The organism is Streptomyces sp. NPDC087428 (assembly GCF_044744085.1).
Taxonomy (GTDB): Bacteria; Actinomycetota; Actinomycetes; order Streptomycetales; family Streptomycetaceae; genus Streptomyces.
The window spans coordinates 145,711-170,131 of sequence record NZ_JBIUXR010000019.1; the positions used below are offsets into that span (position 1 = coordinate 145,711).

Consider the following 24,421-nt stretch of genomic DNA (forward strand, 5'->3'; position numbering starts at 1 on the left):
GCAGAGGAAGGAGATGCCAGGAGTAGCCGAACCCGTGATCAACCTCGTCCGGCGCACCACCGAGTCCGTGCGCGTCCAGACCCTGCGTTCCACGGGTGCCGCGGTGATCGCCTATGTCGTGGCGACGTCGACGCTGTCCCAGCCCGCCCCCCTGACCGCTCCGCTCACCGCGCTGCTCGTCGTCCAGGTCACCCTGTACGCCACGCTCACCACCGGGATCCGGCGGGTGAACGCCGTGGTCGTCGGGGTGCTCATCGCGAGCGGATTCAGCTCCCTGGTCGGGCTGACCTGGTGGAGCCTCGGGCTGACGATCTTCACCTCACTGATCATCGGCCGGCTGGTCCGGGTGAACGAGTTCGTCCCCGAGGTGGCGATCAGCGCCATGCTGGTGCTCGGTGTCGCGCAGGTCGCCGACACCGCCTGGGAGCGCGTGTTCGAAACGCTGATCGGCGCGGGTGTGGGGCTGCTGTTCAACCTGCTCTTCGCCCCGCCCGTGTGGGTCCAGTCGGCGGGGGCGTCGATCGACGGCCTCGCCCGGGAGATGGGCGAGATGCTCCGTGACCTGGGCGGCGACCTGGGCGGCCGGGTCACCGTCGGACAGGCGGCCGAGCGGCTGCACCGGGCCCGCCGCATCGACCACGACATCGTGGCCGTGGACGCCTCGCTGCGACAGGCCGAGGAGAGCCTCATGCTCAACCCCCGGGTCCGGCAGGGGCTGCTCTACCGCGTCGTGCTCCGCACCGGTCTGGACACCCTGGAGATCTGCGCGGTGGTGCTCCGGGTGCTGGCCAGGACGCTGACCGACCTGGCCAAGGACCGGGTCGACGAACCCCTCTTCCCCGGCGATGTGGCCTCCGGGCTCACGGAACTGTTCGGGCAACTGGCGGACGCCGTCGAGAGTTTCTCGATGCTGATCACCACCCCGGTCGCCGCGAGCGCCGAAGGCGCGGAGGCACGGCTGGCCGACGCGCTCACGGTCAGCCGCACGACCCGGGACCGGGTGGCGGACCTGCTGCTGGCGGCGGTCCAGGACCACCCCAGGAAATGGCAGCTGCACGGAGCGCTGCTCGCCGAGGTCGATCGCATTCTGGACGAGCTCGACATCGAGAAGCGCACGGAGCGCCTCGGCAAGGAGCTCGACCGCCGCTCGGGGGAGATGCACGAGCGCCATCCCCGCCTGCTCGCGCTCAGGCGGCGGCTGGACCTCGTCCGGCGCGCGAACCAGGCGCAGGCCGCCGCGGGCGGAAGGTGAGGGCCGCGCGGCCCCGCCGCGCTGCCCGCCGCCCCGTCCTCCCGCTCAGGCCGGGCCGATCAGCTCCACGACCCGGAAGCGTTCGGCGACGACCAGGGTGTCGTCGTCGACCGTGAACTCAGGGTCGCCGAGCCCCTCCCGCATCTCGTCGCTGTGCCAGAACCGCTCGTGGCCGGCCCGCCACCGCGCCACCGACGTGTCGCCCTCGCCCTCGTCCAGCACATGCTGGAGGTCGACGTCCCCGAGGCGCAGGATCCGTACCTCCGTGACCTCCAGGACCGCGATCTCCCGGCCGTCCGAATCGATCAGGGCGGACCGCTCACCCACCGGGGGCGGCTCCTCCTTCTCCGTCTCGTACTCCGCCAGCAGTCCGGTGGTCGACACCTTCCGCCCGTCGAGCACCGCGGCGACCAGCTGATCGCGCAGCGGTCCCGGGAAGACCAGGAGGAAGGGCTTGAGGGCTTCACGGTTCGGCATGGCGCAAGTCTGGCACTCGCGGTCCGTCCGTGGCCGGGAGAATCTGACGGGCCGGTGACGGACCGCCGCCGCCCCTGGCATCCGGCGCCCCGGAGTGCTCGAATCGAGGAGTGAACAGTCCCCCTCCCGGCGCCGGACCCGAACCGGCGGAGCCGGGCCCCGATCCCGACGCGGTCGGCGCCCCCGTCGGCCGCCGCCTGGTCCTGACGATGCTCGGCCTCGGCGCCGCCGGGCTCGTCGCCGCCCCGGTCCTGCAACGGACCATGGAATCGGGGCTGGGCGCGCTCGCCGACAAGGACCCCACCGGGCTGACCGGGCTGCTGCCCAACGGCGGCGGCTTCCGGTACTACTCCGTGGCCTCGTCCGTACCGTCGAAGGGCGCGGCCGACTACCGGCTGACCGTCGACGGGCTGGTCGACCGCCCGGCCACGTACACCCTGGACGCCCTGAAGGCGCTGCCGCAGACCCGGATGGTCCGCGACGTGCAGTGCGTGACCGGCTGGCGGGTGCCCGAGACCCCGTTCGAGGGCGTACGGCTCTCGGCGCTGCTGGACGCGGCGGGTGTCCGGCCGGGGGCGAAGGCGATCCGCTTCACCTGTTTCGACGGCACCTACAGCGAGAGCCTCACCCTCGCCCAGGCCCGCCGCGCCGACGTACTGGTCGCACTGCGCATGCAGGACCGGCCGGTGTCCCACTCCCACGGCGGCCCGGTCCGGCTCTACGTGGCCCCGATGTACTTCTACAAGTCGGCGAAGTGGCTCTCCGGGATCACCGTCACGGACTCCGTGCGCCCCGGTTACTGGGAGGAGCTCGGATATGACGTCGACGCCTGGGTCGGCCGGTCCAACGGCCGTGACGACGCCCCCACGACCTGAGGCGCGCGGCCGGGTACCGCGGTTCGGCCGGCCGGTGCGCCTGGTGCACCGCGGCACGGCGGCACTGACGCTGCTCTGCGTGGCCACGGCCGCCTGCCTGTACGTGCCGCAGCTCGCCGAACTCGTCGGGCGCCGCCATCTGGTGGTCACCGTGCACGAGTGGTCCGGTCTGCTGATCCCCGTACCGCTGCTGGCGGGGCTGTTCTCGCGGGCCGTGCGGGGCGACGTCTCGCGGCTCAACCGTTTCGGACCGCACGACCGGACGTGGCTGCGGGCCGTGCGCCACCGCGACCACCGGCCCGGCTCCCGGCCGGCCGGGAAGTTCAACGCCGGGCAGAAGCTCTACGCGGCCTGGATCGCGGGCGCGGTGCCGGTGATGGCCGGCACCGGGCTGCTGATGTGGTTCACCGGGCCGGCCCCGCTGATGTGGCGGACCGGCGCCACGTTCGTCCACGACTGGCTGGCGCTGGCGATCGGCATCGTGCTGGGCGGCCACATCGCGATGGCGTACGCCGACCCGGAGGCCCGCCGCGGTATGCGCACCGGGTCGGTCGAGCGGCGGTGGGCCCGTCGCGAGCACGCGCTGTGGCGGATCCCCGCGGACCCGGCCGAACCGCCGGAGGACCGGTGACCGACGATCCGGCCACCGGTCCTCCGGCCTGCTGAAGGCCCTGGAGGATCAGCCCTGCCGAAGGCCCTAGAGGATCAGCGACAGCAGCAGGATGAAGGCCAGCGAGACCACCGAGATGATGGTCTCCATCACCGACCAGGTCTTCACCGTCTGGCCGACGTCCATTCCGAAGTACTCCTTCACCAGCCAGAACCCGGCGTCGTTGACATGGCTGAAGAAGAGCGAGCCCGCGCCGACGGCGAGGACCAGCAGCGCGGCGTGCGAAGTCGACATGTCGGCCGCCAGCGGGGCGACCAGACCGGCGGCCGAGATGGTCGCCACGGTCGCGGAGCCGGTCGCGAGCCGGATCCCCACGGCGATCAGCCAGCCGAGCAGCAGGGCGGGTATCGACCAGTTCTCGGAGAACTCCAGGATCATCCGGCCGACACCTGCGTCGATGAGGGTCTGCTTGAACCCGCCGCCCGCGCCCACGATCAGCAGCACGCCCGCGATCGGGGCGAGGGACTTCTCGACGGTGGTGGCGAGCCGGCCCCTGGTGAATCCGGCCGCCCGGCCCAGCGTGAACATGCCGACGACGACGGCGGCGAGGAGCGCGATCAGCGGGGAGCCGATCACATCGGTGACCCGCTGGACACCCTGCTCGGGGTCGTCCACCACGATGTCGACCAGTGCCTTGATCAGCATGAGGACGACGGGCAGCAGAATCGTGGCCAGTGTGGCACCGAAGCCGGGCCGGCGGTCCAGGTCCTCGGACGGGCGCTGCGGGATCATCTTCTCCGGCGCCTTGATGTCCACCCAGCGGGCGGCGTAGCGGGAGAAGACCGGACCGGCGAGGATCACCGTCGGGATCGCGACCAGCACTCCGAGGGCCAGTGTGACGCCCAGGTTGGCGTCGAGCGCGTCGATCGCGACCAGCGGGCCGGGGTGCGGGGGAATGAGTCCGTGCATCACGGAGAGGCCGGCCAGCGCCGGGATCCCGATCCGCATCAGGGAGTAGTTGCCGCGCTTGGCGACCAGCAGCACCACCGGGATCATCAGCACGATCCCGACCTCGAAGAACAGCGGCAGGCCGATGATCGAGGCGATCAGGACCATCGCCCAGGGCATGGCCCGCCCGCTCGCCCGCGCGAGGATGGTGTCGACGATCTGGTCCGCGCCGCCGGAGTCCGCGAGGAGCTTGCCCAGGATCGCGCCGAGCGCGATCAGGACACCGACGCCCGCGACGGTCGAGCCGAGGCCCGCGGTGAAGCTCGCGATCGTCTTGGCCGGCGCCGCGCCGGCGAACGAACCGAGCGCCAGCGAGCCGATGGTCAGCGCGAGGAACGCGTGCATCTTGAACTTGGTGATGAGCAGGACGATGACGGCGATGCCCGCCAGTACGGCGATGCCCAACTGCGCGTTGCCGGCCGAGGTGATCGGTTCGACGGCGTCCGCTGCCAGCGTCTCGACGCTGAGACTGGTCACGGTGATGATCCTTAGCTGTCCAGCCGGCGCAGTGCCGCGACGGCTCGCTGGGTTATCTCTTCGGGGGTGCCGGACACATCCACGGCGACGCCGGCCTCGTCGTCCTCAAGGGGCTGAAGGGTGGCGAACTGCGAGTCGAGGAGCGCGGCCGGCATGAAGTGGCCCTTGCGGTCCGCCATCCGTTCCTCGATCAGGGACCGTTCGCCGGTCAGATGCAGGAACAGGGCACCGGGGGCCTCGCCGCGCAGCCGGTCACGGTAGACCCGCTTCAGCGCGGAGCTGCTCACCACGCCGCCGAGCCCGGCCCGGCCGTGTGCCCACTGCCCGATCGCGTCGAGCCAGGGCCACCGGTCGGCGTCCTCCAGCGGGGTGCCGGCCGACATCTTGGCGATGTTCGCGGGCGGATGGAAGTCGTCGCCCTCGGCGTACGGAACGCCCAGTGCGGCGGCGAGCAGGGGACCGATCGTGGTCTTGCCGGTCCCTGCCACGCCCATCACCACGACGACGTGGGGGGTGCTCATTACGGTGCCTCGCTGTTCTCTTCGATGTCTTCCTCGACATCGGTCCGTCGCGCTACTGAAACCTATACGTACGACTTATTCAAGATGCTGTGACATAAACGTCGTACTTAATGTGCTCCTGAGGCTCCCCGTACTCTTGTGCTCATGACCACACAGGGCCAGGGGCTGCATACACATGTGCTGGACACCCTTGGTCTGGAGATCGCAGCGGGTGAACACCTGCCCCGTCAGGTGCTGCGTACTGATGAACTGGCCCAGCGATTCGATGTCTCGCGCACGGTCGTACGGGAAGTGATCCGCGTCCTGGAGTCCATGCACCTGGTCGAGTCCCGGCGCCGGGTCGGCGTGACCGTGCGGCCCGCCGAGGAGTGGAACGTCTACGACCCGCAGGTCATCCGGTGGCGGCTGGCCGGCGCCGACCGCCCGCGCCAGCTGCGCTCACTGACGGTCCTTCGCTCGGCGATCGAGCCCGTCGCCGCCTCGCTCGCCGCCCGCCACGCCACCCCGGAACAGTGCGCACAGCTCACCGAACGGGCCCTGGGCATGGTCGCCACCTCGCGCGGCCAGCAGCTGGAGGGGTACCTCGAACACGACATCGCCTTCCACCGGATCGTGCTCAACGCCTCCGGCAACGAGATGTTCGCGCGCCTGGGCGACGTCGTCGCCGAGGTCCTGGCGGGGCGCACCCACCACCAGGTGATGTTCGAGGACCCCGACCCGGCGGCCGTCACCCTCCATGTCCGGCTCGCCGAAGCGGTGCGCGAGGGCGACGCCGCGGAGGCGGAGCGGCTGACGAAGGAGATCGCGGTGGGCGCCCTGCACGAACTCGACGTGCTCGCCCCCTGATCCGGCCGCCCTCGGCCTGCCGTCCCTACGGCCCCACGTGCTGCAGCCGCGCGGCGGCCGCCGCGAGCACCATCCGCAGCGCCGCCGGATACCCACTGCGGCCCATCTCCGCGACCAGCACCGGCGCGGTCGCCGCGATGTTCGGGTGGGTCCGCGCCGGCTGCCGGGCGTAGATCTCCGGCCAGGCCCGGGACTCCAGGGCCCGCGACCGCTCCGAGAGCACCAGCGTCGAGGCGTCCAGCGCCGCGAACGACAGCGTCAGGTCGACGAAGACGTGGTAGACCCGCACCGCCTCGGCATCCGGGAAGCCCGCACCCCGCAGCACCCCGAGAATCGCCTCGACCGACCCGACCTCCTGCGTCCGGCCCGTCACCCGGGCACAGGTCAGCATCGCCGCCTGCGGATGAGCCAGGTAGTCCGCGTGCATCCGCAGCCCCAGCGTTTGCAGATCGGCCCGCCAGTCGCCGGTCGGCCGCCAGGTGCGCAGGGTCCGGCCGATCAGCTCGTCGGCGACCGCCAGCAGCAGTTCGTCGGTGTCCCGGAAGTACCGGTAGAGCGCGCTCGGATCGCATCCCAGGGCCGCGCCGAGCCGGCGCACGGTCAGCGCCGCGGCCCCGTGCTCGCCGATCAGCCGCAGCGCCGTCTCCACGATCAGCTGCTCCGAGAGCACCGTGCCCTGCTTGGTGGGCCGCCTGCGGCGCCGTGCGCCCTCCGGTACCACCCGCTCGCTCGCCTTCATGCCGGGCACCTTATGACAACAGTGTTGACCTGTGGAACCCCCGGGGAGTTCGATGTGCCGCCATCGGGGCCGAAACGCGCCCCCCGGTGAAGGAGCGATCGTGACGCCCTCTCGTACTCCCCACGGTGACGGACCACCCGCACCCGCGGCCCTGCGCAAGAGCCTCGGCCTGGTGGACGGGGTCGTCATCGCGGCCTCGTCGACCGCCGCCACCACGAGCATCGGCATCGGACTCGGTGTCACCGCGGGCGCGGTCGGCCTGCATCTGCCGATCATCATGCTGCTGGCGTTCCTGCCGATCCTGGGCATCGCGAGTGCCTACTCCCGGCTCAACAGGGTCGAGCCGAACATGGGCAGCGGATACGTCTGGGTCGGCCGCTCGCTGAGCCCCTGGCTCGGCTTCCTCGTCGGCTGGATCGGCATCGTCTCCACGGTCGTCTTCCTGGCCTACACCACGACGGTCACCGGCTCCGCGCTCCTCCAGCTCGCGGGGGAGGGCGGGCTGCACCGGCTGGCCGGTCTCCGGCTCGACCCCGACTCCACCGCCCAGTCGACCGCCCTCGGCATCGTCGTCCTGGTCGCCGTCACCTTCACCGCGATCACCGGTATCCGGTCGGCCGCCAACCTCCAGAAGTACCTGCTCGTCTTCGAGTACGTCGTCCTGCTCGGCTTCTGCGGATACGGACTGTTCGCCGGCCCGCACCCGTTCAGCCTCGACTGGATCAACCCGTTCACCATCCCCTCCGCGCAGCAGCTCGCCCAGGGACTCCTGCTCTCCGTCTTCTGCTTCTGGGGCTTCGAGTCCACGTTCAGCGTCACCGAGGAGATCCGTGACCCCCGGGACGCCTCCAGGGCCGGGATCATCACGCTCTTCACCATGCTGGGCCTGTTCCTGCTCGGCTCCTTCGCCTTCCAGCGCGTCCTGTCGCTCGACGAGCTGACCGGCCACGGCGCCCAGGGGCTCACCTACTTCGGCGACCGGCTGGCCGATCAGCCGCTCGCCGCCCTGCCGTTGACCGCCCTCACCTTCTCCGCCGTCGCCTCCCTCCAGTCCGGGGTGATACCGACCGTGCGCGGCATGTTCGCGATGAGCCGCGACCGCACGCTCGGACCGCTGTGGACGAAGGTCAGCCCGCGGTACGGCACCCCCGCCGCCGGGACCGTCGTCATCGGGTGCGTCGCCGCCGCCATCGCCGTGCTCTCGCTCCTCATCCCGAAGGTCGGTGACCTGATCCTGGCGTCCGTGAACGCGATCGGCGTCGTCGTCGCGCTCTACTACGCCCTCACCGCGCTGGCGGCCGCGGCGCGCTTCCGCGGCGCCCTGCGGGAGGGCTGGGTACCGGCGTTGCGGGCCGTGGTGCTCCCCGTGGCCAGCGCCGTCGTGCTGCTCGGCCTCGGCGGCTACCTCTGCTGGACGTTCTACCGCTCGGCCGACCACTTCGAGGTCAGCCCCGACAACGGGTGGTTCATGCTCTTCTGCCCGGCCGTCATGCTGCTGACCGGTGTCGTCGCGGCCGCCTGGGCCAAGTGGGCAAGGAAGTCCCCCTACTTCGTCACCGGCCGGTCCGTGCCGCCGGACGCCCTCGCGGAGCCCGTCGCCGGCCCGGCCTGACCCCGCCCGTCCGCATACCGACCGCACCACCACACCGAACGGAACCCCCATGGCCCACGCCGACCTCGTGTTCACCGGCGGTCCCGTCCACACGACGGACGCCGCCCGCACCCGCGCCACCACCGTCGCCGTCAGCGGCGACCGGATCACCGCCGTCGGCCACGACGAGGTACGCGAACTCATCGGCCCGCGCACCGAGGTGGTCGACCTCGCCGGACGCCTCCTGCTGCCCGGCTTCCAGGACGCACACGTCCACCCGGTCACCGCCGGCCTCGAACTCGCGCAGTGCGACCTCACGGACGCCGGGGACGCCACCGCCACCGTCGCCGCGGTACGGGCCTACGCCGACGCGCACCCGGCACGGGAGTGGATCACCGGCGGCGGCTGGTCCATGGACGCCTTCGAGGGCGGCGCCCCCACCAGGGAGCAGCTCGACACCGCCGTGCCCGACCGCCCCGCCTACCTGTTCAACCGCGACCACCACGGGGCCTGGGTCAACACCCGGGCGCTCGCCCTCGCCGGGATCGACCGGCACACCCAGGACCCGGCCGACGGCCGCATCGAACGCGACGCCCGCGGCGAACCCACCGGACTCCTCCAGGAGGGCGCCATGGACCTGGTCGCCCGCCACACCCCCTGCTCCAGCGCCGCCGACCGGATCGACGCCCTGCTGCGCGCCCAACGGCTGCTGCACGCGTACGGCATCACCGCCTGGCAGGACGCCATCGTCGGCGAGTACGGCGCGATGGACGACGCCTCCGACGCCTATCTGACGGCCGACCGCGACGGCTCGCTCACCGCCCGCGTCGTCGGCGCCCTGTGGTGGGACCGGGAGCGCGGCACCGAGCAGCTGCCCGGCCTCGTCGCCCGGCGCGAGGCGCTGAGCGGCCGGCGGTTCCGCGCCGGATCGGTGAAGATCATGCAGGACGGCGTCGCGGAGACCGGCACCGCGGCGCTCCTCGCCCCCTACCTCGACGCCTGCGGCTGCGCCACCGCCAACAGCGGCACCAGCTTCGTCGACCCCGTCGAACTGCGCCGCTACGTCACCGAACTGGACGCCGCAGGATTCCAGACCCACTTCCACGCGCTGGGCGACCGCGCGGTGCGCGAGGCGCTGGACGCCGTCGAGGCCGCCCGCACCGCCAACGGGCACACCGGCACCCGCCCGCACCTCGCCCACCTCCAGATCGTCCACCCCGACGACATCCCCCGCTTCCGCGCCCTCGGGGCCACGGCCAACATCCAGCCGCTCTGGGCCGCCCACGAACCGCAGATGGACGAGCTGACCATCCCCTTCCTCGGCGAGGAACGCGCCGCGCTCCAGTACCCGTTCGGCGCGCTCCTGCGCTCCGGCGCCACCGTGGCCGCCGGCTCGGACTGGCCGGTCAGCAGCGCCGATCCGCTCCAGGGCATCCACACCGCGGTCAACCGCGTCGCACCCCGGGGGGACGGACCGGCCTTCCTTCCGGGGGAACGGATCTCCCTCACGGACGCCCTCGCCGCGTACACGGCTGGCTCGGCGTACGTGAACCACCTCGACGACACCGGAAGCATCCGCGCCGGCGCCCTGGCCGACCTGGTGGTCCTGGACCGTGACCCGTACGCCGCCCCCGTCGAGCAGATCGCCGAGGCACGGGTCATCGGCACGTACGTGGGCGGCCGCCGGGTGTACGGGGACTGACACCCGGCATCCCTCCGCGCGGCCACGCGGAGGGATGCCGTGGCTCCGGCAGGATCAGCCGGTGTGCCCCTCGTGGCCGCCGTGGCCACCGCCGTGCCCGGCGCCGTGGTCGAACTTCATGGCCTCGGGCGGCATCACGACGAACGGCCGCATCATGCCCATGTCCTCGTGCTCCAGCAGATGGCAGTGGTACATGAACCGTCCGTACGCCCCGTCGAACAGGCCGAGCACCTTCACCAGCTGCCCCTGGGGGACCAGGAAGACGTCCTTCCACCCCCGCTCGTTCGGCGGCGTCGGGACCGCGGTGCCGTGGTCGAACTCCACCGGGGAACGGGTCCCGCCGACCGCCGGGTCGAAACCGTCCAGGCTGTACGCCTCCCGGCCCATCACCTGGAAGTCCGTCAGATGGATGTGCATCGGATGCGTCGGCACACCCAGGTTGAGGAACGACCACTGCTCGTACGTGCTCTCGCCGACCGTGAACCCGAGACCGTCGTTGAAGGTCCGCGCGGTCCTGCGGTACGTGCGCACGGTGCCGTCCTCGCCCCGCACCTGGATCACGCCGTCCGACGGCACCACCACCCCGGCGGCGTCCTCGACCTCCGTCATCTCCCAGATCTCCGGGTGGCCGCCGCCCCCGAGCGTGCCGGGCGCGGTCAGCACGACGAGCCGATGCCCGTGCTCCACCTGGCCGTGCTCGTACCGCCGGAAGGAACCGGACAGCACCTCGGGCAGCTCGAAGCCGTCCCGGCGCCCCGTCTCCCGTACCCGGAACTCCATCACCTGCGGGAACGGCACGTCCGCCGCCGGGTCCGGCACTCCGGGGGCGAGCTTCCCCTTGTTGACCAGGCGGACCCGGCGGCCCGCCAGCGACGAGAAGTCGATCAGCAGGTCCATCCGCTCGGCCGGGCCGATCCGCAGCGTCGGCAGCACCTCGTCGAAATCGACCGGCACCGGGCGCGGCAGCAGCCCGCCGTCGCTGCCGATCTGCCGGATGACGCCGGGGACCGGGTTGTTCTCGTCGTCGACCAGCACCAGATCGTAGATCCGCGCGTTGGAGGCGTTGACGAGCCGGAAGCGGTACCAGGCGTCGTCCACGTCCAGGTACGGCCAGATGCGGCCGTTGACCGTGGTGTACGGCCCCAGGAACGGCAGCGAGACCGGCTTCCCGGTCTCCGGGTCGGCCTCCACGACCGTGGTCGTCTTGTGCAGCAGCCGCCCGTTGAGCCGGCCGTCCTCGTCGGTGTCCAGATTGCGGTCCGTGAGGATCAGCGGCAGCTCCCGGCCGCCCGACGGCAGACCGAGCGCGTCCTCCTCGTCGTCCCGGATCAGATAGGTGCCGACGAGACCGGCGTACACGTTCCACCGGGTGATGTTCATCGCGTGGTCGTGGTACCACCACTGCGCGGCCTGGTGATCGTTCGGGTACTCGGAGAGCTGCGCGTCGCCGTGGCCGACCGCGTTGTCCGCCCAGCCGTCGTTGCCGCCGCCCGTCTGCGCGCCGTGCAGATGCGTCACCGTCCAGGCGGGCAGCGCCGCGACGTCCGCGTCCGGCTCGACGCCGTCCCGGCCCGGCCGGTTGTGCGGCGCCGGCTCACCCGGCTTCACCGGGCCCACCTCCACGGCGGTGACCGGGTACTCGCTCCCCTTCGGGATGCGGTTGGTCCAGGCGATCCTGATCCGCTGCCCGCGCCGCACCTCGATCGTCGGACCGGGCACCGTGCCGTTGTAGCCCCACATCAGGGTCGGCGGCAGCTGCGCGTGCAGCCGCACCCAGGCCGGGGTGAGCGCGATCTCCGTCTCCGTGAGCACGTTCCCGCTGTGCGGACGCAGCACCGGCGGTACGGTCAACGCGTCCGTGTAGGGGACGAGTCCGCCGACCCGCGCCCCGATGTCCTCGTGTTCCCCGCTGATCTTCTCCGTGTGTACGCCCATGCGTACGGCAGTCTCGGTCAAGGTACTTCCCCCGTGATCCGTCAGCTTCACAACCCGGGCCCCTGCCCCCGCAGGTACCGGCTCCGGGCTCCCTCTGCACCGGGAAGGACGTCGGGGAACCGGGCACAGTTCAGTGCTGCGTACCCTCTGTCCGAAACGGGTGCGTTCGTGCCGGGGAACGGCACCCGGTTCGCGCCAACGCGGCGCGCCGCCGTGACACGCTCGCACCGCGTACGGTTGTTCGTGATCGATCTCAGTAAAAGTCGGGAAAGGGAGACCACGGGAATGGCGCAGCAGGTACAAGGGGTCATCGCACCGGGAAAGAACGAGCCGGTACGGGTCGAGACGATTGTCATCCCGGACCCCGGCCCCGGTGAGGCCGTGGTGAAGATCCAGGCGTGCGGCGTGTGCCACACCGACCTGCACTACAAGCAGGGCGGCATCAACGACGAGTTCCCCTTCCTCCTCGGCCACGAGGCCGCGGGGGTCGTGGAGTCCGTCGGCGAGGGCGTCACGGACGTGGCACCGGGCGACTTCGTCGTCCTCAACTGGCGCGCGGTGTGCGGACAGTGCCGGGCCTGTCTGCGCGGCCGCCCCTGGTACTGCTTCGACACCCACAACGCCAAGCAGAAGATGACCCTGCTGGACGGCACGGAGCTGTCGCCCGCACTCGGCATCGGCGCGTTCGCCGAGAAGACCCTGGTCGCCTCCGGCCAGTGCACCAAGGTCGACCCCGAGGTCGCCCCGGCCGTCGCCGGACTCCTCGGCTGCGGCGTCATGGCGGGCATCGGCGCCGCCATCAACACCGGCGAGGTCGGCCGCGGCGACTCCGTCGCCGTCATCGGCTGCGGTGGTGTCGGTGACGCGGCGATCGCCGGCGCCCGGCTGGCCGGAGCGGCGAAGATCATCGCCGTGGACATCGACGACCGCAAGCTGGAGACGGCGAAGAAGATGGGTGCCACGCACACCGTCAACTCCCGCACCCAGGACCCGGTCGAGGCCATCCGCGCGCTCACCGGCGGTAACGGCGCCGACGTCGTCATCGAGGCGGTCGGCCGCCCGGAGACGTACAAGCAGGCGTTCTACGCCCGCGACCTGGCCGGCACCGTCGTCCTGGTCGGCGTCCCCACCCCGGAGATGCAGATCGAGCTCCCGCTCCTGGACGTCTTCGGCCGCGGCGGCTCGCTCAAGTCCTCCTGGTACGGCGACTGCCTGCCCTCGCGCGACTTCCCGATGCTCATCGACCTGCACCAGCAGGGCCGGATCGACCTCGGCGCGTTCGTCACCGAGACCATCGGACTCGGCGACATCGAGCAGGCCTTCGCCCGGATGCACGACGGCGACGTCCTGCGCTCGGTGGTGGTGTTCTGATGACCGCCCGCATCGACCACCTCGTCACCTCCGGCACCTTCGCCCTCGACGGCGGCGAATGGGACGTCGACAACAACGTGTGGATCGTCGGGGACGACACCGAGGCGGTCGTCATCGACGCCGCCCACGACGCCGCCGCCATCGAGGCCGCACTCGGCGGCCGCACGCTGCGCGCCATCATCTGCACCCACGCGCACAACGACCACATCGACGCGGCACCCGCGCTCGCCGACGCCACCGGCGCGCCGATCCTGCTGCACCCCGACGACCTGCCGCTGTGGAAGCAGACCCACCCGGACCGGGCCCCCGACGGCGAACTGGCCGACGGCCAGGAGCTGAGCATCGCCGGGACGAGCCTCACCGTCCTGCACACCCCCGGCCACGCGCCCGGCGCCGTCTGCCTGTACGCCCCCGAGCTGTCCACCGTCTTCACCGGTGACACGCTCTTCCAGGGCGGACCCGGCGCCACCGGCCGGTCGTTCTCCCACTTCCCGACGATCGTCGCCTCGATCAGGGACCGGCTGCTCGCCCTGGACCCGGCCACCGCCGTCCGCACCGGACACGGCGACTCCACGACCATCGGCGCGGAGGCCCCGCACCTGGACGAATGGATCGCCCGCGGCCACTGACGACGGCACGGGTGCCGGCGCTCACCCCTCCGGCCACGCGGAGAGCCGCAGCCCGCTCTCGAAGCGGCGCGGCCCTCCCGTGACCGGATCGGTGAACTCCAGCACCCGTGCCAGCAGTTGGAGCGGGCGCGACCAGTCGTCGGGCGCACCCTCCGCCTCGACCACCGGATAGACCGGGTCATGGACGAGCGGCAGCCCCAGGCTGTTCATATGGACCCGCAGCTGATGCGTCCGCCCGGTGGCGGGCAGCAGCCGGTACCGCCCGAGCCCCTCCCGGTGCGCCAGCAGCTCGATCCGGCTCTCGCTGTTCGGCTCGCCCGGCTCCTCGCGCGCGGCGATCACCCCGCGCTCCTTCACGATGCGGCTGCGCACCGTGCGCGGGAGGACCAGCCGCGGGTCGTACGGAGCCACCGCCTCGTACTCCTTGCGCACCAGGCGGTCCCGGAACAGCGTCTGGTACGCGCCCCGCTCCTCGGGCCGGACGACGAACAGCACCAGTCCCGCCGTCAGCCGGTCCAGCCGGTGCGCCGGCTGGAGCAGGGGAGCGCCCAGCTCGCGGCGGAGCCGGGCCACCGCCGTCTCCGTGATGTGCCGGCCGCGCGGTGTCGTCGCCAGGAAGTGCGGCTTGTCCGCGACGACCAGGTGCTCGTCCCGGTACACGACACCGACCGGGAACGGCACCGGCTCCTCCGGCGCGAAGTCCCGGTGGAACCAGAGGTACCGCCCCGCCCCGTACGGCTCCCGGCCCGTCACCGCGCCCCGGACCGAGACGAACAGGCCGCCCGCGAGCATGGCGTCGACCCGGTCCGCCCCGATCGCCTCGCCGAACCGCGCCAGCAGATGATCACGGACCGTGGGCCACTGCCCGTCCGGATCCTCCGGGAGCCGCACCCGGACCGGATCGATCCCGTCACGCTGCGGCAGCGGCGACGGGGGAGGCTTCGCGCGGCCCCTCACCGGAGCCCGCCCGCTGTTCTGCCCGGCCCCGGGGTGCTGGTTCTCATGGTGCGGAGAATCCTTCCACAGGAACGGCGCCCCGCGCGCCGGACCCGTCAGGCGCGCGGCGGCGTCACCTTCTCGGTGCCGCAGCCGATGCGCTCGGCCTCCGCCGCGACATAGCCGGGCAGCAGATCATCGGTGAGCCCGAACTCGCCCTTGTCCGTCTGCGACAGCTGCTCCACCACGAACACCACGGGACCGGTCTGACAGGACGCCCGGTACACCGCCCGGTCCCCGGCCAGCCTCCCGTAGCCCTTGGTGCCCTTGACGGGAACGCCGGAGCGCAGCACGTCCCAGGAGAAGATCTCGGCCAGCGCCGGGTCCACCACCGTCGTCATCCGCAGCACCGGCTCGCGGGAGCCGCCCCCGACCTCGCAGACCCGGGCCGGGCCGTCGTCGCCACCGCTGACCCGGGTGCGCGACAACTCCTTGCGGTACGCCGCCGGCAGGGCGAGCCCCTTGGTGCCGCAGAGGGCGGCCACGTCGGTGTCCTGCCAGGCCACGACAGCCGGCAGGGTCCGCGGTGACCGGTAGCTGCCCGAGCAGCCGAAGGACCGGATGACCCCGTTGGCCGCCTCCACCAGGGTGTCGGTGAGGGCCACACGGTCCTCCCGTGCGAGCTCCGACGTGACGTCCAGACCCGCCATGCCCATGCTGACGTCCACCACGGTGGGTCCGGAGAACTCGCCGCGCCCCGTGCAGCCCTGCGGCAGCGCCAGCCAGCCGCGCGACGCGGACGCCATGCCGGGGAGCCCCTCGCCCAGCGACACCATGCCGGCCGCCAGGAACTCCCGGGGCCACTGCCTTCCGTCGGTCCCTCGCAGACCGTCCAGCTGGTGCACGTCGACGGTCACCTGACGGACGGCCCGGTCGTTCTTGAAACTGGTGATGCGGCACTGCCCGTACGACAGCCCGTCACCCTGCCGGCCGCTCTGCAGCGACTGCTCGGCGACCTCGGTCCTGCGGTCACCGAAGAGCTCCGTCACGGTGGCGTCGCCGAGCGAGTCCCAGCAGGGAGCGGGCCCGAGGAACGGAAGGGTGTCGGTGCGCCAGGCGACGGCACCGGCGCCGAGCAGCGCGCCGGCCAGACCGGCGGCGGTGACGGCACGGGCCGTACGGCTCCGCAGCAGGCGGCGCACGAAGGAGGGGCGGTCGCCCGCCGGGACGGCGGACTCCTCCCGGTCGGGGCCGGGGCCCTCGGGAGGGGTGGGCGCGGTTCCGTCGGGGCCGGCGTTCTCGGGGTACTTGTCCTCGCTCACGCGTTCTCACCGTCCCCGCACCCGATGCGCCGGCCCACGGACTCCGCGAAGCGGTCGAACACCCGCCGGTCGTCGGGTCTGCCCCGGCCCTTCAGACCGGTCTCGACGTTTCCGTAGAACACCGTCGGACGGCCACCGCAGGTCGTGCGCAGCAGGCCGTGCGCGGCGCCCGCGGGAAGGCCGTCGAACAGTGCGACCATGCGCGGCCGGCCCGCCATCACATACTGTGCCGACAGTTCGTCGGGTGCGCGCGCGGTCTGCCACACCACCGAACACGTCTGGAGCCGGTCGGTGACCGCGCCCACCTGCTGCTGGTAGCGCGAACCCTCGCCGAAGTCGAAGGTCATGCCGGGTATCCGGCACAGCGGACTGCCCGCCCGCTCGTCGTCCTCGGCCACCGTCACGAGGGGCGAGGCCGTGCGCAGCGGCTTGCCGGGTGCGCAACCGGCTTTCCTCATCGTGGTGTTGGCGGCGTCGAGCAGCATCCGGCCGACATCGGCGGTGCTGCCGATCGCGAACGGCATGGCCACCTTGCCGAGATGGCCGTCGCCCGAGCTGTCGCTCCGGATCGTCACGGCCGACGGCCTGCCGTCCGCGTCGCACTCCTGAGGCAGCACCAGCATGGCCCGGTCACCGGCGACCAGCCCGTCGAGCCCGTCCGGGAGCGGCGAGGCCGAGCCGTGGAAGTACTGGGCTATCCAGGCCCGGCGCTCCTTCGCGCCGGCGGGGACCGGCCCGTACTCCAGGGTGATCTGCTCCTTGAAGGTGAGCGGCCGGTCCGAGTCGTCGTCCTCGACCTCTGAGGTCACCGCCAGGGTGCAGGTGCCGTGCGGCCGAGCGGCTGAGGGCGGCGCGGACTCGGTGGCCCGCCGCTCCGATCCGGACTTGCCGAGCGCCTCGTCGCCGAGGAACGACGCGCCGCTGTCCTGCTCCCACGCTCCCCAGCAGTAGGAGTCGCGGAACGGCCAGCTATCGGTGGCCCAGAGGCCGATGCCGGACGCGAGCACCGCCCCGGTGACCACCCCGGCAAGGACCGTGGCCCGCCGTCTTCCCCCGCTGACCATGACATTTCCCCCTTGCGAACCGCGACGGACAAGCAGGCCGCCGATGCTACGGCGTCACCGGCCGTGGCAGGCAGGAGGGTTGGAGCCGGCTGCCGGCACCGCTCCGGGCCGGTGGGCCATGCTGCGCGGCGATGACTACCGGGACGGCCTTGCGCCACACACGGATTGGCGACCCGGCGCTCCACTGAGCGCTGTACGGGCCGGAATCGGCCCGCTGTCCGACCGAGGGTCCGGCGCTGCCGCGCGGGCTCCGCCTCCTGTCGTGCTGACCACAGATCCATACGTCAACCACGACAGGAGAGACTCATGCCCGGCAAGACGCTGCGGATTCCCACCGCGGACGGCCAGGCCGACGCCTTCGCCGCCTTCCCCGACCGCGGCGAGCGGCACCCAGGGGTGCTGATGTACGCGGACGGCTTCGGTATCCGGCCCGCGCTGCGGGAGATGGCTCTCGGACTGGCCGGACACGGGTACTACGTGCTCGTCCCCCATCTCTTCCACCGGCACGGTCCGGTGCCGGTGATCGAACTCCCCGAGCACATCGGGGAAGAGGACCGGCCCCGGGTCATGGCCCAGGTGATGCCCCTGATCCAGGCGCACACCGCTGAACGCGTCCTGAGTGACGCCGGCGCCTACCTTCGTTTCCTCACCACCCGGCCCGAGGTGGGCGCCGGTCCGGTCGCGGTGACCGGATACTGCATCGGCGGCCTCCTGGCGATGCGCACCGCTGCCGCCCACTCCGGACAGGTGGCCGCCGTCGCCGGATTCCACGCCCCCGTGGGCGCCGACGGGCCCGGCCTCTTCGCCGGGCTCACCGCCGAGGTGTACCTCGGCCACGCCGAGGGCGACATGACACCCGAGGCGCTCCGTGAGCTCAACCGGTCCCTGGACGCGGCGGGTGTCGGCCACGCCTCCGAGATCTACCCCGGTACCGTCCACGGCTTCACCATGTCCGACACGGACGCGTTCAGCGCCTCCGGGCTGCGGTGCCACTGGGACAGCCTGCTGCCCCTCCTGGGCCGCACCCTGGCCGATGGCCGACTGAGGTGGCGGCGCGGACCCGGCCGCCACCGTGAGACGGGCGTCAGGCCGGCGGCAGGGTGAGCCTGGCGGCCACGGCGTCGAGGACCCAGTCCAGACCGGTGGCGAAGGATGCCTCGGCGTCCACGTCGGTGCCGTCGTGCACGGCTTTGGACAGCGCCGGGAAGCGGCCCGTGGCCAGCATCCTCGTCAGATGCGGGCCGCGGGCGCGCTGCCAGTCGTGCTTGGACAGGCCCGTGGCGCGCTCGGCCCGCAGGTTCGTGACCTCCCGTCTGATCGCGCCGTTGAAGTAGGCGCTGACGGTCTCCACGGCGCGCATGACGGTGTCGATGTCGGCGAGGCCGTCGAGGGCGGACAGCGTGGCCTCGCCCACGGCGAGGCCGTTCGGTCCCAGGGCCGGGCGGCCGCCGAGCAGATCGGCCAGCCATTCATGACGGAGAGCGGCCCGCCGGGTGCGGTGGGCGAGGACGTGCAGCGCCTCCCGCCAGTCCCGGGGCTGCTCCTCGGGAAGGATCTCCGCCTGGACCTCGTCCAGCATGAGGTCGAACAGCTCCTCCTTGGTGGAGATGTATCCGTACAGCCGCATCGGGCCCGCGTTCAGCCGGGCGGCGACCTTGCGCACCGACACAGCCTCCAGCCCGCCCTCGTCGGCCAGCGCGACGGCGGCGGCGACGATCCGCTCCCGGTCGAGCGGAACGGGGCGCATCGGCGGCTCCGGCCGGTCCCACACAGTCATGGCCACATCGTACGCTTGCGAGACATTGCATCGCGGCAATACAGTGTATCGACATGAGACATCGCATCGCCGTGGTCGGCAGCGGTCCGGCCGGCCTCACCTTCGCCCGTGTCCTGCACCGCCATGGCTACCCCGTAGCCGTCCTCGAACGCGATCCCGCCCCCGACGCCCGCCCCCCGGGCGGCACCCTGGACCTGCAGGAAGAGCTGGGCCAGCTCGCGCTGGACAAGGCGGGGCTGCTGGCGGAGTTCCATAAGCTGTCCCGCCCCGAGGGGCAGGCCATGCGCATCCTGGACACGGACGGAGCCGTCCTGCGCGACTGGCGGCCCGGTCCGGATGACCGGGCCAATCCCGAGATCGACCGCGGGCAACTCCGTGACCTGCTGCTCGGCCCCCTCGACGTCCAGTGGGGCCGGGACGTGACGCGGGTGGTGCCGGGGACCAGGGGCGGCGCACTGGTCCACTTCGCGGACGGGCGGCGGGAGACGTTCGACCTGGTGGTCGGCGCGGACGGTGCCTGGTCCCGGATCCGTCCGGCGCTCTCGTCGGCGACACCGCACTACACCGGCGTCACCTATGTCGAGACCTCCCTGGACGACGTCGACACCCGCCACCCCGATCTCGCCCAGCTGGTCGGCGACGGTTCCCTGGCTGTGTTCGGTGTGAACCGGGCCCTCGTCGCCCAGCGCAACAGCGGCGGCCACGTCAAGGTGTACGCCCAGTTCCGCGCACCGCTGGACCGGTACGAGAACCTGGACCTGGCCGACGTCGAGGCCGTGCGATCGAGTCTGCTGGCGCTGTTCGACGGCTGGGCCGCTCCCGTCCTCGATCTCCTCCGCCGCGGCACCGCCTTCGCCCACCGCCCTCTCCACGTCCTGCCCGTGTCCCACACCTGGGCCCATGTCCCCGGGGTGACACTCCTGGGCGACGCCGCCCATCTGATGCCCCCTCTGGGGGCGGGCGCGAACCTCGCGATGCTGGAAGGCGCCGAACTCGCCGAGTCCGTCGCCACCGGCGCCGGAGACCTGGACGAGACCGTCCGCGCCTTCGAGGAGCAGATGTGGGCACGGGCCGCCAGGTGGGCGAGGATGACGGCGGCCGGTCTGGAACGCCTCGTGGGCCCGGACCCCGCCGAGGCCCTCGCAGTCTTCGACGAGGTCCAGCCGTCCTGACCGCCGGGCGCGCGGGCACGGCGCAGCCCGAGAAACAGAAAAACCCCACACGAAGTGGGGTTCCTGCTGGTGTCCGAGGGGGGACTTGAACCCCCACGCCCGATAAAGGGCACTAGCACCTCAAGCTAGCGCGTCTGCCATTCCGCCACCCGGACCAGGTGTCTGTCTCGCGGGCCGTGCCCGTTCCGACGTGGAAAACCATAGCAAACATTGAGAGGTGCTCGATCACGCCCGGGTCTGTGTGAAGGGCGCATGACGAGAGGTGGGGGGCCTTGGGTGTGCGGGGCGGGCGCGGGAAGATGAGGGGGAGCACCGCAGCGACAGTGGAAGGAACCAGCGTGAGCGAGACCAGAGCGGCCCGGACCGGCTCGGGCGAGAGCGCCGAGAACGAGGTCGTGGACCTCTGTCGTGATCTGATCCGGATCGACACCAGCAACTACGGGGACCATTCGGGGCCGGGCGAGCGGCTGGCCGCCGAGTACGTGGCCGAGAAGCTCGCCGAGGTCGGGCTGGAGCCGCAGATCTTCGAGTCCCACAAGGGCCGTGCCTCCACGGTGGCGCGGATCGAGGGCGAGGACTCCTCCAAGCCGGCCCTGCTGATCCACGGCCACACCGACGTCGTCCCGGCGAACGCCGACGACTGGACGCACCACCCCTTCTCGGGCGAGATCGCGGACGGCTGCGTGTGGGGCCGCGGCGCGGTCGACATGAAGGACATGGACGCGATGACCCTCGCGGTCGTGCGCGAGCGGATGCGCAGCGGCCGCAAGCCCCCGCGGGACATCGTGCTGGCCTTCCTCGCGGACGAGGAGGCGGGCGGCACCTACGGGGCCCGCTATCTCGTCGACAAGCACCCCGATCTGTTCGAGGGCGTCACCGAGGCGATCGGCGAGGTCGGCGGCTTCTCGTTCACGGTCAACGAGAACCTGCGGCTCTACCTCGTGGAGACCGCGCAGAAGGGCATGCACTGGATGCGGCTGACCGTGGACGGCACGGCCGGCCACGGTTCCATGACCAACGACGACAACGCGATCACCGAGTTGTGCGAGGCGGTCGGGCGGCTCGGCCGGCACACGTGGCCGGTGCGGGTGACCAAGACGGTGCGGTCCTTCCTGGACGAGCTGTCCGACGCGCTGGGCACCCCGCTGGACCCCGAGGACATGGACGCCACGCTGGCCAAGCTGGGCGGCATCGCGAAAATGGTCGGCGCCACCCTGCGCAACTCCGCCGCCCCCACCATGCTGGGCGCGGGCTACAAGGTGAACGTGATCCCCGGGCAGGCCACCGCCCATGTCGACGGCCGCTTCCTGCCGGGGTACGAGCAGGAGTTCCTGGCCGACCTCGACCGGATCCTCGGCCCGCGCGTCAAGCGCGAGGACGTGCACGGCGACAAGGCACTGGAGACCGATTTCGACGGTTCGCTGGTGGACGCGATGCAGATCGCGCTCAAGGCGGAGGACCCGATCGCCCGCGCGGTCCCGTACATGCTCTCGGGCGGTACGGACGCCAAGTCCTTCGACGACCTGGGTATCCGCTGCTTCGGATTCGCCCCGCTGAAGCTCCCCCCGGAGCTCGATTTCGCGGGCATGTTCCACGGTGTGGACGAGCGGGTGCCGGTCGACGGCCTGAAGTTCGGTGTCCGGGTTCTTGACCGTTTCATCGACAACAGCTGAACCCTCGCGCCGACTTAATCGACAGCGTGTGCGTACAGACCGGAATGAGTGAAAGGGGCTTCCTGCTCGTAGCCCGATTGCCTTCTCCTCGTTACAGGTGATGCGGTCCGCGGCTGGGACCGCATTGGCCAACTAGGAGGAATAATGATCAAGAAGATCGTCGCCGCTGCGGCTGTCACCGGTGGTCTGGTGCTCGCGGGCGCCGGCATGGCCGTCGCCGACTCCGGCGCCCAGGGTGCCGCTATCGGCAGCCCCGGCGTGCTCTCGGGCAACGTCATCCAGGTTCCGGTTCACGTTCCCGTGAACCTGTGCGGCAACAGCGTCTCCGTGATCGGGCTGCTGAACCCCACCTTCGGCAACACCTGCGTCAACGCCTGACGTTGTGCGTCAACCCGCAAGGGTTTGAGCCCGGTCGGCCCCGGAGTGCGCGCCACGTGCTCCGGGGCCGCCGGGTCCTTTGCCTCCGCACGGTCAAGTCCGGGGGTATTCCGGAAGGCAGAAGGCAGGAAACAACCTATGCGACAGGTCACGCGTAAAGGCCTGATCACCATGGCGGCCGCGGGCGGCGTTCTCGCGCTCAGTGGCGGCTACGCGCACGCCGACGCGGGAGCGTCCGGCGGCGCATCGAATTCCCCGGGGGTGCTTTCAGGGAATTCGGTACAGATCCCGGTCGAGGTTCCGGTGAACGTCTGCGGTAACTCCGTGAGCGTCGTCGGACTACTCAACCCGGCCATGGGAAACACTTGCAAAAACGGTTCGGGAGGTGCGGCCGCGGGCCGGACCGGATCGACCGCGGGTACGTCGGGCGCCCACGCGTCGGACAGCCGGACCTCCGGCAATCGCGCGTCGGACGACCGCGGCCAGGGGGCGCGGACGGGCACCGGCAAGCACCGGGCCGTCCGCGGCGGCAACGGGGGCGGGGCGACGGCGGAGGGGTACGCACAGGGCTCACCCGGTCTGCTCTCGGGCAACCAGGTCCAGGTCCCCATCGACATCCCCGTGAACGCCTGCGGGAACAGCATCGACGTCATCGGGCTGCTGAACCCCAGCTTCGGCAACACGTGCGAGAACGAGAGCACGCCGCAGGTCGACGTTCCGGCCCCGCCTCCGGTGACCCCGGTCACCCATGAGGCACCGCCGGCGCCCGGACCGCGCACCGTCCCGAACGTGCCGGAGCCGCGGAGCATGCCCCAGGGCACCCCGCAGCTCGCACACACCGGATCGGGCGGCCTCGACGTGCTGATCCCGGCGAGCGTGGGTCTGCTGCTGGCGGGCGCGGGCACGGTGCTCTACCGCCGCGGCAGGGCCGCCTAGCAGAACCGGCACCAGGCAACGGCGAAGGGAGCGGGCCCCGCGGCAGCGGGGCCCGCTCCGTTTCACCAGGTGGCCCGTAGCTGGCGGATGATCCGCCGGCGCAGCCGGACCCGGCGGCTGCCGTCGCGACGCAGCGACAGCCGGTCCAACTCCCAGTGCCCGTACTCCGCATGGTCGGTCAGCAGGCGGGTCGTCTCCTTCCGGGACACCCCGCGCGGCACGTACACGTCGACAAATTCGTATTCCGGCATCGCATCTATTGTGCGGGCAGAGCCCCTGTACGGATAGCGTCTGCCCTATGTCTGATGCTGCGCAGCCATCTGCTGCCGAGGTACGCGCCGCCGCCGATGCGGTCAAGGTCGCGCTCGACCGTCACCTCGACGCGGTCGAACGCCGGTCCGGGGACGACGACCCCGCTGTTTACGACGCGTTCAACGCACTGGCCGCTGCGGCGGAGGTCTATGACGAACTCCTCTACGACCGCCACGACGAGGTCACCCCCTTCGAGATTCCGGGCGCGGAGGACTCCCTGCCGCCCTACAGCGGTCCCGAGGAGCCGAACGCACTCAGTGTGCTGATCCGCCGCGACTACGCGGTGGTGGAGCCGCAGCGGCTGCTCGCCCAGGCGCAGCGGCTCGCGGACCTGGACCCGGACAGCCGGGGCAGCGGGAGCGCGGCCGTGGTCGGCGGCAGCGTCCACGCGGCGCTGGGGGTGGTGTTCGGGGAGTACGAGGCGGACGAGATCGCCTCCCGGCACACGGAATTCGGCCTTGAGGAGGGTGACTCCACCCTCTGGGTCGCGGCGGCGGACGAACTGCCGGAGCCGGGGGAGTGGCTGGGCGCGCCCTTCGACGACGCGGACCCGCAGCTGGTGATCTGCCGGTTCGACGCCAGTGCCGTCTTCGACGAGGACGAGCTGGACGGGGAACTGGACGGTCTGGCGAGGGACGGCTCCTGACCGGTGCCGTGCCGGAGGGGCGGGGGGGGGGGGGGGCCCCCCCCCCCCCCCCCCCCCCCCACCCCCCCCCCCCCCCCCCCCCCCCCCGCCCCCCCCCCCCCAACCCCCCCCCCCCCCCCCCCCCACACAACACAAACGCCAACGAAAAACACCACCCCCCCCCACCCCCCCC

The 24,421-nt window shown here is 71.8% G+C and carries 24 protein-coding genes and 1 tRNA gene; 14 read left to right on the plus strand and 11 right to left on the minus strand.

The features are described 5' to 3' along the window. The first annotated feature begins 13 nt into the window (after window positions 1-13). Window positions 14-1,252, plus strand: coding sequence for an aromatic acid exporter family protein (locus ACIO3R_RS33830; protein ID WP_402110851.1), 1,239 nt, complete (start codon window positions 14-16; stop codon window positions 1,250-1,252). A 45-nt stretch (window positions 1,253-1,297) separates the two neighbouring features. Here the strand turns inward: ACIO3R_RS33830 and ACIO3R_RS33835 are convergent, their stop codons facing one another. Next, window positions 1,298-1,729, minus strand: a complete 432-nt coding sequence (locus ACIO3R_RS33835; protein ID WP_385033572.1) for an ASCH domain-containing protein — start codon at window positions 1,727-1,729, stop codon at window positions 1,298-1,300. Between the two features lie 110 nt (window positions 1,730-1,839). Here ACIO3R_RS33835 and ACIO3R_RS33840 point away from each other — a divergent pair, with 110 nt between their 5' ends. Together ACIO3R_RS33840 and ACIO3R_RS33845 are read left to right on the plus strand one after the other, a co-directional pair. After that, window positions 1,840-2,604 (plus strand): molybdopterin-dependent oxidoreductase, encoded by a 765-nt coding sequence (locus ACIO3R_RS33840; RefSeq protein ID WP_385033575.1) that lies wholly within the window; start codon window positions 1,840-1,842, stop codon window positions 2,602-2,604. Beyond that, entirely contained in the window at window positions 2,546-3,235 is a 690-nt protein-coding gene (locus ACIO3R_RS33845) for a cytochrome b/b6 domain-containing protein (protein ID WP_402110853.1), read from the plus strand. Before ACIO3R_RS33840 ends, ACIO3R_RS33845 begins: the two co-directional genes overlap by 59 nt. 66 nt (window positions 3,236-3,301) lie before the next feature. Here ACIO3R_RS33845 and ACIO3R_RS33850 read toward each other — a convergent pair whose 3' ends face one another. Beyond that, the gene (locus tag ACIO3R_RS33850; protein WP_385037296.1) at window positions 3,302-4,699 is read right to left on the minus strand and encodes a GntP family permease; all 1,398 of its coding nucleotides are present in this window, start codon (window positions 4,697-4,699) and stop codon (window positions 3,302-3,304) included. Window positions 4,700-4,710: 11 nt separating this feature from the next. Then, window positions 4,711-5,220: a gluconokinase gene (locus tag ACIO3R_RS33855; RefSeq protein ID WP_402110854.1), complete on the minus strand. Its 510-nt coding sequence runs from the start codon at window positions 5,218-5,220 to the stop codon at window positions 4,711-4,713. A 144-nt stretch (window positions 5,221-5,364) separates the two neighbouring features. Between ACIO3R_RS33855 and ACIO3R_RS33860 the strand changes: the two genes are divergently transcribed. Continuing rightward, window positions 5,365-6,066, plus strand: coding sequence for an FCD domain-containing protein (locus tag ACIO3R_RS33860; protein WP_363025286.1), 702 nt, complete (start codon window positions 5,365-5,367; stop codon window positions 6,064-6,066). A gap of 25 nt (window positions 6,067-6,091) precedes the next feature. Here ACIO3R_RS33860 and ACIO3R_RS33865 read toward each other — a convergent pair whose 3' ends face one another. Continuing rightward, the gene (locus ACIO3R_RS33865) at window positions 6,092-6,805 is read right to left on the minus strand and encodes a TetR/AcrR family transcriptional regulator (RefSeq protein WP_402110856.1); all 714 of its coding nucleotides are present in this window, start codon (window positions 6,803-6,805) and stop codon (window positions 6,092-6,094) included. Between the two features lie 100 nt (window positions 6,806-6,905). Here ACIO3R_RS33865 and ACIO3R_RS33870 point away from each other — a divergent pair, with 100 nt between their 5' ends. Both ACIO3R_RS33870 and ACIO3R_RS33875 read left to right on the plus strand, forming a co-directional pair. Continuing rightward, window positions 6,906-8,417, plus strand: coding sequence for an APC family permease (locus ACIO3R_RS33870; protein WP_385037289.1), 1,512 nt, complete (start codon window positions 6,906-6,908; stop codon window positions 8,415-8,417). A gap of 49 nt (window positions 8,418-8,466) precedes the next feature. Next, window positions 8,467-10,098: an amidohydrolase gene (locus ACIO3R_RS33875; protein WP_402110859.1), complete on the plus strand. Its 1,632-nt coding sequence runs from the start codon at window positions 8,467-8,469 to the stop codon at window positions 10,096-10,098. A 54-nt stretch (window positions 10,099-10,152) separates the two neighbouring features. On the opposite strand, the gene phsA is transcribed toward ACIO3R_RS33875, so the two are convergent. After that, window positions 10,153-12,033, minus strand: coding sequence for an O-aminophenol oxidase PhsA (gene phsA / locus ACIO3R_RS33880; RefSeq protein ID WP_385037299.1), 1,881 nt, complete (start codon window positions 12,031-12,033; stop codon window positions 10,153-10,155). Between the two features lie 285 nt (window positions 12,034-12,318). Here phsA and ACIO3R_RS33885 point away from each other — a divergent pair, with 285 nt between their 5' ends. Together ACIO3R_RS33885 and ACIO3R_RS33890 are read left to right on the plus strand one after the other, a co-directional pair. Further along, the gene (locus ACIO3R_RS33885; RefSeq protein ID WP_385037283.1) at window positions 12,319-13,404 is read left to right on the plus strand and encodes an S-(hydroxymethyl)mycothiol dehydrogenase; all 1,086 of its coding nucleotides are present in this window, start codon (window positions 12,319-12,321) and stop codon (window positions 13,402-13,404) included. Beyond that, entirely contained in the window at window positions 13,404-14,033 is a 630-nt protein-coding gene (locus ACIO3R_RS33890; protein ID WP_385037280.1) for an MBL fold metallo-hydrolase, read from the plus strand. Before ACIO3R_RS33885 ends, ACIO3R_RS33890 begins: the two co-directional genes overlap by 1 nt. A gap of 21 nt (window positions 14,034-14,054) precedes the next feature. Here the strand turns inward: ACIO3R_RS33890 and ACIO3R_RS33895 are convergent, their stop codons facing one another. From ACIO3R_RS33895 to ACIO3R_RS33905, 3 genes are all read right to left on the minus strand, one after another. Continuing rightward, window positions 14,055-14,990 carry a pseudouridine synthase gene (locus ACIO3R_RS33895; RefSeq protein WP_385037277.1) on the minus strand — a complete coding sequence of 312 codons (936 nt, stop codon included), beginning with the start codon at window positions 14,988-14,990 and terminating at the stop codon, window positions 14,055-14,057. 95 nt (window positions 14,991-15,085) lie between these two features. Beyond that, window positions 15,086-16,291, minus strand: a complete 1,206-nt coding sequence (locus ACIO3R_RS33900; RefSeq protein WP_402110861.1) for a hypothetical protein — start codon at window positions 16,289-16,291, stop codon at window positions 15,086-15,088. Beyond that, the gene (locus ACIO3R_RS33905; RefSeq protein ID WP_402110863.1) at window positions 16,288-17,355 is read right to left on the minus strand and encodes a hypothetical protein; all 1,068 of its coding nucleotides are present in this window, start codon (window positions 17,353-17,355) and stop codon (window positions 16,288-16,290) included. The genes ACIO3R_RS33900 and ACIO3R_RS33905 overlap by 4 nt, the downstream gene beginning before the upstream one ends. Before the next feature lie 306 nt (window positions 17,356-17,661). On the opposite strand from ACIO3R_RS33905, the gene ACIO3R_RS33910 reads away from it, so the two are divergent. After that, complete coding sequence (locus ACIO3R_RS33910; RefSeq protein WP_402110865.1) at window positions 17,662-18,459, plus strand: dienelactone hydrolase family protein; 798 nt, start codon at window positions 17,662-17,664, stop codon at window positions 18,457-18,459. Here the strand turns inward: ACIO3R_RS33910 and ACIO3R_RS33915 are convergent. After that, on the minus strand, window positions 18,440-19,132 hold the full coding sequence (locus tag ACIO3R_RS33915) for a TetR/AcrR family transcriptional regulator (RefSeq protein ID WP_402110866.1): 693 nt from the start codon (window positions 19,130-19,132) through the stop codon (window positions 18,440-18,442). The genes ACIO3R_RS33910 and ACIO3R_RS33915 overlap by 20 nt on opposite strands. A 53-nt stretch (window positions 19,133-19,185) precedes the next feature. Between ACIO3R_RS33915 and ACIO3R_RS33920 the strand changes: the two genes are divergently transcribed. Next, on the plus strand, window positions 19,186-20,304 hold the full coding sequence (locus ACIO3R_RS33920; RefSeq protein WP_402110868.1) for an FAD-dependent oxidoreductase: 1,119 nt from the start codon (window positions 19,186-19,188) through the stop codon (window positions 20,302-20,304). 67 nt (window positions 20,305-20,371) lie between these two features. Here the strand turns inward: ACIO3R_RS33920 and ACIO3R_RS33925 are convergent. Then, window positions 20,372-20,459: transfer RNA gene (locus tag ACIO3R_RS33925), tRNA-Leu, on the minus strand. A gap of 183 nt (window positions 20,460-20,642) precedes the next feature. Here ACIO3R_RS33925 and ACIO3R_RS33930 point away from each other — a divergent pair. The 3 genes from ACIO3R_RS33930 to ACIO3R_RS33940 all read left to right on the plus strand — a co-directional run bounded on the left by ACIO3R_RS33930 (window position 20,643) and on the right by ACIO3R_RS33940 (window position 23,291). After that, a complete protein-coding gene (locus tag ACIO3R_RS33930) occupies window positions 20,643-21,977 on the plus strand; it encodes a M20/M25/M40 family metallo-hydrolase (protein ID WP_385037261.1) in 1,335 nt (444 codons plus the stop codon). A gap of 144 nt (window positions 21,978-22,121) precedes the next feature. Next, window positions 22,122-22,355 carry a chaplin gene (locus ACIO3R_RS33935; protein WP_362956332.1) on the plus strand — a complete coding sequence of 78 codons (234 nt, stop codon included), beginning with the start codon at window positions 22,122-22,124 and terminating at the stop codon, window positions 22,353-22,355. A 138-nt stretch (window positions 22,356-22,493) separates the two neighbouring features. Further along, complete coding sequence (locus tag ACIO3R_RS33940) at window positions 22,494-23,291, plus strand: chaplin (RefSeq protein ID WP_385037256.1); 798 nt, start codon at window positions 22,494-22,496, stop codon at window positions 23,289-23,291. 62 nt (window positions 23,292-23,353) lie between these two features. Here ACIO3R_RS33940 and ACIO3R_RS33945 read toward each other — a convergent pair whose 3' ends face one another. Continuing rightward, the gene (locus ACIO3R_RS33945; RefSeq protein WP_250970632.1) at window positions 23,354-23,542 is read right to left on the minus strand and encodes a DUF5703 family protein; all 189 of its coding nucleotides are present in this window, start codon (window positions 23,540-23,542) and stop codon (window positions 23,354-23,356) included. Between the two features lie 47 nt (window positions 23,543-23,589). On the opposite strand from ACIO3R_RS33945, the gene ACIO3R_RS33950 reads away from it, so the two are divergent. Continuing rightward, window positions 23,590-24,249 carry a hypothetical protein gene (locus ACIO3R_RS33950; protein ID WP_385037253.1) on the plus strand — a complete coding sequence of 220 codons (660 nt, stop codon included), beginning with the start codon at window positions 23,590-23,592 and terminating at the stop codon, window positions 24,247-24,249. Window positions 24,250-24,421: the final 172 nt, after the last annotated feature.